The sequence below is a fragment of the Rhizobacter sp. genome (assembly GCF_031412075.1).
Classification (GTDB): domain Bacteria; phylum Pseudomonadota; class Gammaproteobacteria; order Burkholderiales; family Burkholderiaceae_C; genus Rhizobacter.
This window is the reverse complement of the sequence record NZ_JANOCG010000521.1, coordinates 1-8,939: the sequence shown is the minus strand read 5'-3', so window position 1 is coordinate 8,939 and position 8,939 is coordinate 1. Positions and strand designations below refer to the sequence as shown.

General features: G+C 66.3%; 7 protein-coding genes. 2 read left to right on the top strand and 5 right to left on the bottom strand.

All coding sequences use genetic code 11. The features are described 5' to 3' along the window. From RMO40_RS19440 to aroC, 4 genes are all read right to left on the bottom strand, one after another. A partial coding sequence (locus RMO40_RS19440) for an efflux RND transporter permease subunit (RefSeq protein WP_309724885.1) occupies positions 1-1,173 on the bottom strand: 1,173 nt, incomplete at its 3' end. Positions 1,174-1,183: 10 nt separating this feature from the next. Continuing rightward, positions 1,184-2,380 (bottom strand): efflux RND transporter periplasmic adaptor subunit, encoded by a 1,197-nt coding sequence (locus tag RMO40_RS19435; protein WP_309724883.1) that lies wholly within the window; start codon positions 2,378-2,380, stop codon positions 1,184-1,186. A gap of 215 nt (positions 2,381-2,595) precedes the next feature. Further along, positions 2,596-4,563, bottom strand: a complete 1,968-nt coding sequence (locus RMO40_RS19430) for a methyl-accepting chemotaxis protein (RefSeq protein WP_309724881.1) — start codon at positions 4,561-4,563, stop codon at positions 2,596-2,598. A 134-nt stretch (positions 4,564-4,697) separates the two neighbouring features. Further along, positions 4,698-5,810 (bottom strand): chorismate synthase, encoded by a 1,113-nt coding sequence (aroC, locus tag RMO40_RS19425; RefSeq protein ID WP_309724879.1) that lies wholly within the window; start codon positions 5,808-5,810, stop codon positions 4,698-4,700. A 210-nt stretch (positions 5,811-6,020) separates the two neighbouring features. On the opposite strand from aroC, the gene RMO40_RS19420 reads away from it, so the two are divergent. After that, positions 6,021-7,103, top strand: a complete 1,083-nt coding sequence (locus RMO40_RS19420) for a porin (RefSeq protein ID WP_309724877.1) — start codon at positions 6,021-6,023, stop codon at positions 7,101-7,103. Positions 7,104-7,185: 82 nt separating this feature from the next. Here RMO40_RS19420 and RMO40_RS19415 read toward each other — a convergent pair whose 3' ends face one another. After that, positions 7,186-7,653 (bottom strand): CBS domain-containing protein, encoded by a 468-nt coding sequence (locus RMO40_RS19415; RefSeq protein ID WP_309724874.1) that lies wholly within the window; start codon positions 7,651-7,653, stop codon positions 7,186-7,188. A gap of 85 nt (positions 7,654-7,738) precedes the next feature. Between RMO40_RS19415 and RMO40_RS19410 the strand changes: the two genes are divergently transcribed. Beyond that, the coding region (locus tag RMO40_RS19410; protein WP_309724872.1) for an O-acetylhomoserine aminocarboxypropyltransferase at positions 7,739-8,939 on the top strand (1,201 nt) is incomplete at its 3' end.

The window sequence follows — 8,939 nt, the reverse complement described above, 5'->3', positions numbered from 1 at the left end:
CGCCATCATCGTCATGAAGTTGAGCGTGAAGCCGAAAGCGTAAATGGCAATGAAGCTGGAGATCACCGCAATCGGCAGCGTGAGCCCGGTGATGATGGTGCTGCGCCAGGAGTGCAAGAACAGGAACACGATCGCCACCGTCAGCAGCGCGCCTTCGATCAGCGTGTGCTGCAGGCCATTGAGCGAGCCTTTGACAAAGTCGCTGTTGGCGTAGATGAGCTGCATCTCCATGCCCGAGGGCAGGTTCTTCTTCACCTCTTCCATCGCGGCCTTGACGGCTTCTCCGGTGGCCACGATGTTGGCGTCTTGCTGCTTGAACACGTTGAAGGTGATGGCGCGCTGGCCGTTGATGCGCGAGACCGACTCGGGCTCTCGCTCGCGCTCGACCAGCGTGCCCAGGTCGCCCAGCGTCACGGGTGCGCCGCCGCGGTGGCCCACCACCACGTCGACAAACTGCTTGGGGTCGCGCACACGGCCTTCCACCCGCAGAATCGCGTCTTGCGTCGCATTGGTCAGCAGGCCCACCGGCTGGTCGCTGTTGGCCTGCGCGAGCGCGGTGCTCACCTGCGCCGGGGTGATGCCGTAGGCACGCAGCCGGGCCGGGTCGAGGTCGATGCGCAGCTCGCGTGTCGACAAACCGGTGATGTCGATCTTGGCCACACCCTCCACCCGCTGAAACCGCTTGCTGACGGTCTGGTCGGCCACGAGCGAGAGCTCGCGCGTGCTGCGCGTCTTCGAGATCAACGCCATCACGACCACCGGCTGGCTGTTGTCGTTATCGAAGCGCGAGACGGTGGGCATCTTCGCGTCGCGCGGGAACGATGACTGCACCACGCCCAGGCGGTCACGCACGTCTTGCATCGCACGCGCCATGTCGGCGTTGAGCGTGAACTGCACGCTGGTCTGGCTGCGGCCTTCATAGCTGCGCGAGGTGATCTGCTTGACGCCAGCAATGCTGTTGAGCGACTCCTCGATCACCTTGGTGATCTCGCGCTCCACCGCCTCGGGCGAGGCGCCGGGGTAGGCCACGTCGACAAAGGCCACCGGTGGCGAGACGTCGGGCATCTGCTCCAAACCGAGCTTGCTGTAAGAGAACAGCCCCAGCACGCACAGCGCGACCATCACCATGGTGGCGAAGACGGGGTTGTTGATCGCCACACGGGTCATCCACATGCTGCGCCCCTTACTTCTGGACCGATGCGCCAGAGGCCGAGCCGGCCACCGACACCGATGCCGCCGATGCGCTCTTGGCCGCCACCACCGCCGCCTTGGCACCATCACGCAGGTTGTCGAAGCGCGCCGCCAGCACCGTGGAGTCGGGCGTCAAACCCTTCAGCACTTCAACGCGCGCCTGCGCATCGTCGCGCCGCCCGGTGGTAATGGCCCGGCGCAGCAAGGCGCCCCCTTCGATCACCCACACCTGCTCTTGCCCTGAGGTGCTGCCGATGGCCGAGGCCGGCAATGTGAGGCGCTTGGCCTCGTCGGCCAGCACCACCTTGCCCATGGCGTACTGGCCGGCGCGGAACTGCTCCTTGCGGTTGTCGAGCGACACCACCACGCCGATCGAGCGGGTGCCCGCCTCGGCCGCCGGGGCGATGCGTTCGATGCGGCCGGTGACCGGCTGCACCGAGCCTTCGACCGTGACCTGCACCGCCTGGCCGGCCTTGAGTTGCGACACCTCGTGGGTACCCACCGTGCCGGCGAGTTCGAGCGACGACAGATCCACCACCGTCAGCAGCTGCTGCTCGGCACTGACCTTCTCGCCGGGCACCACGTGGCGCTTGCCGACGATGCCGGCGATAGGCGACACCAGCGCCGCTTCTTTCACACCGAGCCGCACCGTGGCCAGCTGCGCCTGCACCGATTTGAGCTGCGCGCGCGCAGCGTCCAGCCGGGCCTGCGACGACTGCAAGGCGGTCGATGAAATGAAGTTCTGGCTGGCCAGGCCGACGTTGGCGGCGTGCTGCCGCTCGGCTTCGGCCAGCGACGCCTGCGCCGACTCGACGCTCGCGCTGCGCTCGGTCACACGGCTTTGCAGGTCGGCCAGGTCGATGTCACCCAGCGGCTGACCGGCTTTCACACGGCTGCCCTCACCCACCCGCAGGCCGAGCAAGGTGCCGGCCGCCTTGGCCCGCACCACCGCCGTGCGCGGCGCCACCAGCGGTCCCGAGAATTCGATCACCAGCGGCATGCTCGCCATCGACGGCCGCACCACTTCGCTGGCCACGAATTCGAGCGGCACCTCGGGCTTCTTGCCGTCTTTGGAAGGGGCGTCTTTGGCCCCGTTGCCCAAACGCGGTACCACCGCCAGGCCGATGCCGGCCACCACGGCCACGACCACGAAACCGCCGACCCAAAGCCGCCGTTTTGAAATGCCCATCGTGCTCTCTCCTGCGCGCGATCACCCTCGTGGGGCAACGCCTTGTTGTGTGTCTGAAGCTGTCACGGGCGGCAGTCTAGGGGCCAGGTTCCCCTGGCCGACCGGTGTTGCGACAAACTGCAGATTGAAGGGCCCCAAGCGTGCCGGTGGGCGACGGGCGGGCCGAGCCAGGAGTTTAGGTGGGCGTTGCGCCCGGTGGCATCCCTAGCGCGGGATCAAACGAGCCTGAACTTGGCCACTTCCGAGGCCAGTTCGACTGCCTGGTCTTTGAGCGACGAGGCGGCGGCGGCCGTCTGCTCCACCAGGGCGGCGTTTTGCTGGGTCATGCGGTCGAGGTCTTGCACGGCCGAACCGACCTGGCTCACACCGGCGCTTTCTTGTTTGGCGGCGATCGAGATCTCGCTCAGCAGGTCGCTCATGCGCTTGGCATTGCCCACCAGTTCCTTCATGGTGTTGCCTGCGCCTGCGACCACGCGCGAGCCCGAATCGACACGCTCCACGCTGCTGGTGATCAATCCCTTGATCTCTTTGGCGGCCTGGGCGCTGCGCTGCGCGAGGCTGCGCACTTCGCTGGCCACCACCGCGAACCCACGGCCTTGCTCGCCAGCGCGGGCTGCTTCCACAGCCGCATTGAGCGCGAGGATGTTGGTCTGGAAGGCGATGCCATCGATCACGCCGATGATGTCGCTGATCTTGCTCGACGAGGCGTGGATCTCCTGCATGGTGTTCACCACCTGGCCGATCACGTCGCCCCCGTGGCTTGCCACGCCGGAGTTGGCCACGGCCACCGTGGCCGCCTGTTGCGCGTTGTCGGCCGTGGTCTTGATGGTCGAAGAAATCTGCTCTATCGACGCAGCGCTTTGCTCGAGGCTGGAGGCGGTCTGTTCGGTACGGGCCGAGAGGTCCATCGCCGCCGCGGCGATCTCGGTGCTGGCGTGCACCATTTGGTCCGACGAACCTCTCACTTTCGAGACGATGCCGCGGAGCGAGGCCTGCATGTTGGCAAGCGTGACCATCAACTGGGCCTGCTCGTCGCTGCCGCTTGGCTTGGGCACGGTGGTGAGATCGCCCGCCGTCATGGCTTCGAGGTGCTTTTGCATTTCTCGCAACCCACCCTGGGTGACGAGGAAGAAGCAGTAAAAGAGGTACGTGCCGGCCGCCAGGGCCAAGACCACCACCGCGGTGGTCAGGTCGCGCACCCAGGTCATGCCGGCAATGCGCTTTTCGATCAGGCGGTCCAGGTCGTCGAGCAAGCGGGTCGAGAACTCGAACTGAGCTGCGATCGCCTGTCGCGCAGCCTCGGCGTAGGCCTGCTTGTCGCCCTTGGCGCCATCGCCCAGGAAGTTGGCGCGTGACAGCTCGGTCACTGCGCGCAAGGTCTTGGTCGCCGGGTCGGCTTTCAGTGAAGCGGTGAGTTCGGGGGTGGCGGTGGTGCTCTTGACCAGGCCGATGCGCACCTGGTCTTCGTGGTATTCGACCAGCGGCACGCGGTCTGCCAGCACCCGCGCCGTAGCCGGTGCGGCCTCTGCGCCCAAGACCTGCGCGCCGGCCAGTTGCATGCGGGCGATCAGTTCAATGAGCTGGGGCACCCGTGTGGTCGACAAATCCATCAGGTAGTAGGTGTCGAGGTCGGGGTCGAGGATCAGGTTGGAGCCATCGGTGGCCTGGCCCAGCACGTCGAGCAAGGCCGCGACGAACTGGGTGTGCTTCTCGTGGGCTGCAGCGTCGGCCTTGCCGGCCTGGCCGACCACGGCTTTGGCCGCCTCACTCAGCTTGGTGAACTGCGGCTGGGTGCCCAGACTTTCGCCCAGACGCCCCTCGGTCGCCGCCAGCACCTTCAACTGCGCGTCGATCTTGCCCTGCAGCTCGGCGGCCGCCGGAGTGCCGGCAGCGGCGCGGTGCTGCACGGCGAGCTTGAGCGCAGGCATCAGCTCGCGGATGTACTCGATGCCCAGGCGCTCCTTGGCCGAAAACTCGATCGAGGCCGCCTTGTCGTTGTAAAAGCTCCAGCCCAGCGCCAGCACCGGCACCAGGAACATCAGCGACACCATCGCCGCCTTGGCCTTGAACCGCACGCGGCTGAACAGGCGCACACCCGGGGTCCATGCGCCGTGGTAAGAGAAGAAGCCCTTCGACGACACATCGCCAGAGGCCGAATGTTGACCGCCCAGGGGTGTTTTCATTCTCAGGCTCCCAAGTTGCGCTAAACCATCGAAACGGCTTGGCATGCCTGTATTCGGCTGCGCCATGCACAACTTGAGGGCGCGCGGGTATCCACCGTGCCGCATCTGCTGCGGCACCCTGGGTTTGAAAGACCTCAGCCGATGTGGCCGGAGATATGACCAGGGATAGGGCCGGGGTCGACGCGCACGTCGCCGCACTGCGCGCGGTGGCGCAGCGAGTGGTCCATCAGCACCAGCGCAAGCAGCGCTTCGGCGATGGGCGTGGCGCGAATGCCCACGCAGGGGTCGTGGCGGCCGAAGGTCTCGACCGTGGCCGGCTGGCCTTGCAGGTCGATCGACTGGCGCGGGCTGCGGATCGAGCTGGTGGGCTTGATGGCGATCGACACCGTGATGTCTTGCCCGGTCGAGATGCCGCCGAGCACGCCACCCGCGTTGTTGTTGCGAAAGCCCTGGGGCGAGAGCTCGTCGCCGTGGGTCGTGCCACGGTGGGTGACGCTGGCAAAGCCCGCGCCGATCTCCACGCCCTTGACGGCGTTGATGCCCATCATGGCCTTGGCGATGTCGGCGTCGAGCCGGTCGTAGAGCGGCTCGCCCAGGCCGACCGGCACCTTTTGCGCCGCCACGAAGAGCCGTGCACCGCAGCTGTCGCCGGCGCGGCGCAGCTCGTCCATGTAGGCCTCGAGCCGCTCGATGTCGCTCAGGTTGGCGGCGAAAAACGGGTTGTTGGGAATGTGGTCGAGCGACTCGAACGGGATGGTGATGTCGCCGATCTGCGTCATGTAGCCCGTGAAGGTGGTGCCGTAGTGCTGCCGCAGCCACTTGCGCGCCACCGCGCCGGCCGCCACCGTCGGCGCGGTCAGGCGAGCCGAAGAGCGGCCACCGCCGCGCGGGTCGCGAATGCCGTACTTGTGCCAGTAGCTGTAGTCGGCGTGGCCGGGGCGGAAGGTCTGAAGGATGTTGCCGTAGTCCTTGCTTCGCTGGTCGGTGTTCTTGATCAGCAGGCAGATCGGCGTGCCGGTGGTCTTGCCCTCGAACACGCCAGAGATGATCTCGACCGAATCGGGCTCGTTGCGCTGCGTCACGTGGCGCGAAGTGCCGGGGCGGCGGCGGTCGAGCTCGGGCTGGATGTCGGCCTCGGACAGCACCATGCCGGGCGGGCAGCCGTCGATCACGCAGCCGATGGCGGGGCCATGAGATTCACCGAAGTTGGTGACGCAAAACAGGGTGCCGAGGGTGCTGCCGGACATGGGGGCCTTGAAGAGGGCTTGCGTGGAGCCGCGATTTTACGGGCCTGGCCGTCTCACCTCTTGGGGCAAGGAAGGCGATCTCAAGCCCGGCGATTGTTGCGAGATCGGCAAGTGGCTCTTGCGGCCGCGCACCTTTGTCGCACTGCAGCATCTCCTTAGTATCCGGCGCACGGCCCATGTGGGTTCGGTTACTGACTGGAGAAGTTTCAAATGACATTCAAGAAGAATTTAGCTCTCACCGCCATCGCCCTCGCCGCTGGCAGCAGCGCCATGGCGCAGACCACCACCTCGAGCGTCACGCTGTACGGCGTGGCCGACTCGTATGTGCAGTTTGCCGACAGCGCCAACCGCCTGACCCGCGTCACCTCCGGCGGCCTCGCCGGCTCACGCATCGGGTTTCGCGGCAATGAAGACCTCGGCGGCGGCCTGCGCGGCCTGTTCACCCTCGAAAGCGGCATCAACCTCGACGACGGCACCAACGGCCAAGGCGCCTTCTGGGGCCGCCAGGCCTTCGTCGGCATCAGCTCGGCCGGCATCGGCCAGGTCACCCTCGGCCGCCAGTACGGCGGCATCTACGCGCTGACCGGCGACTTCAGCGAGTTCTCGAATGGCAACTACGGCCCGAGCACGGCCGTGATCGGCGGCTTCGGTGGCTACGAGCCGGTGCGCGGCAGCGCCAACTCGGCCACGCTCAACGGCGGCCCGGCCCGTGTGAACAACTCGGTGAAACTGGAAAGCGCCTCGTTCGGCGGCCTGAAGGTCGGTGCCTTGTGGGGCATGGGCGAAGTCAGCGGCGGCACCACGCGCAACCGCGTGGCCGACGTCTGGGCGCGCTACACGGCCGGCCCGTTCGACGCCATGTTGTCATTGGTCGACGACAAGGCCGAAGCCGCCAGCCTGCAAGTGCGCAGCATCTCGGGCGCCGCTGCCTACAGCTTCGGCCCGGCGCGTGTGACGGCCGGCGTGGTCTCGGTGGACGACAAGCGCAGCACCGATGCCGACGGCCAGGGCTACTGGATCGGCGCCGACTACCGCTCGGGCGCGCATTTGATCAAGGCGCAGTACGTGCAGAACAAGGCCGAGAACGTGGCCGAGGGCAAGACCCAGGCGTTGGGCGCGGGCTACCAGTACGACCTGTCGAAGCGCACCGCGATCTACTCGTCGCTGACCCGCTTCAAGAACGAAGGCACCGGTTATGCCAACCGCTGGGCAACCAGCCTGCCGGCCAACCTGACTAACGCCAGCGACCGCAACATCACCGAGCTCGCGCTCGGCGTGCGCCACAGCTTCTGATCACTCTCCCTGGTTGAACAAGAGGTCGAGAGACCTCCTTACAGCCCGCGCTGGCAACAGTGCGGGCTTTTTTTATGCCCCGTCAGCTCTGCACTTGCTCGTCGCGCGGTTGCTCTTCAACCGGCCAGTCGCGGATGTAGGCCTTGAGCATGCGGTTCTCGAAGTCCTGGCTGTCGACCACCGCCTTGGCCACGTCGTAGAAGGAGATCACGCCCATCAAGGTGCGCTGGGTCATCACGGGCATGTAGCGCGCGTGGCGCTCGAGCATCATGCGGCGCACTTCGTCGATCTCGGTTTCGGGGGTGCAGGTGAGCGGGTGGTCGTCCATCACGCCGCGCACGGTGGTGTTGCCCACGCTGCCACCGTTTTTCACCACGGCGAGGATGACCTCGCGGAAAGTGAGCATGCCCACCAGGTCGCCATGGTCCATGACCACCAGGGAGCCGATGTCGCGCTCGGACATGGTTTGCAGCGCTTCGCCCAGCGCCAGTTCGGGTGACACGGTGAACAGCGTGCCGCCTTTGACACGCAGGATGTCTGCGACTTTCATGGGTGATCTCCCGTGGCAGGTGTCGGGCCAATATAGCCCACAATCTTCGTGAGCAACAGAAGCGATTTCACGCGGAGAGCTCCCCATGCCTGGCCATTCCGACCCCGGATTCGACACCTTGTCGCTGCACGCTGGTGCGGTGCCCGACCCGGCCACCGGTGCACGTGCAGTGCCCATCTACCTCAGCACGAGCTTCGTCTTCGAGAGCAGCGACCACGCCGCTTCGTTGTTCAACATGGAGCGCTCGGGCCACGTCTACAGCCGCATCTCGAACCCCACCACCGCGGTGCTCGAAGAACGCGTGGCCGCACTCGAAGGCGGCGTGGGCGCCATCGCCACCGCGAGCGGGCAAGCCGCGCTGCACCTGGCGATTGCCACGCTGGCGGGTGCGGGCTCGCACATCGTGTCGAGCAGCGCGCTGTATGGCGGCTCGCACAACCTGCTGCACTACACGCTGGCGCGCTTCGGCATCAGCACCACGTTTGTGAAACCGGGCGACATCGACGGCTGGCGCGCGGCCATCCGGCCAGAAACCAAGCTGCTGTTCGGTGAAACGCTCGGCAACCCGGGGCTGGATGTGCTCGACATCCCCACCATCAGCGCCATTGCACACGAGCATGGCCTGCCGCTGCTGGTCGACTCCACCCTGACCTCGCCCTACCTCATCAAGCCCTTCGATCACGGTGCCGACCTGGTCTACCACTCGGCCACCAAGTTCCTGAGCGGCCACGGCACGGTGGTGGGCGGCGTGCTGGTCGACAGCGGGCAGTTCGACTGGAGCGCCGCGGGGGACAAACACGCGCACTTCCCCGAGCTGAACCAGCCGTATGCCGGTTTCCACAACATGGTCTTCAGCGAAGAGAGCACCGTCGGCGCGTTTCTGCTGCGCGCACGCCGCGAGGGCTTGCGTGATTTCGGCGCCTGCATGAGCCCGCACACGGCGTGGTTGATCCTGCAAGGCATCGAGACGCTGTCGCTGCGCATGGAGCGGCATGTGGGCAATGCGCGCAAGGTGGTCGACCACCTGGCCTCGCACCCGATGGTCGATAGCGTGGGATACCCCGAGCTGCCGCACCACCCCAGCCATGCGTTGGCCAAAGTTCTGCTGCCCAAAGGATGCGGCTCGGTGTTCAGCTTCAACCTCAAGGGCAACCGCACGCAGGGCCAGGCTTTCATCGAAGCGCTGAAGGTGTTTTCGCACCTCGCCAACGTGGGCGATTGCCGCTCGCTGGTGATCCACCCCGCGTCGACCACGCACTTCCGCATGGACGACGCGGCGCTCGCGC

What these genes read in the sequence shown, in the direction of transcription:
- RMO40_RS19435 (WP_309724883.1), bottom strand. Translation starts at nt 2,380, where the DNA reads ATGGGCATTTCAAAACGGCGGCTTTGGGTCGGCGGTTTCGTGGTCGTG.
- RMO40_RS19430 (WP_309724881.1), bottom strand. Translation starts at nt 4,563, where the DNA reads ATGAAAACACCCCTGGGCGGTCAACATTCGGCCTCTGGCGATGTGTCG.
- aroC (WP_309724879.1), bottom strand. Translation starts at nt 5,810, where the DNA reads ATGTCCGGCAGCACCCTCGGCACCCTGTTTTGCGTCACCAACTTCGGT.
- RMO40_RS19420 (WP_309724877.1), top strand. Translation starts at nt 6,021, where the DNA reads ATGACATTCAAGAAGAATTTAGCTCTCACCGCCATCGCCCTCGCCGCT.
- RMO40_RS19415 (WP_309724874.1), bottom strand. Translation starts at nt 7,653, where the DNA reads ATGAAAGTCGCAGACATCCTGCGTGTCAAAGGCGGCACGCTGTTCACC.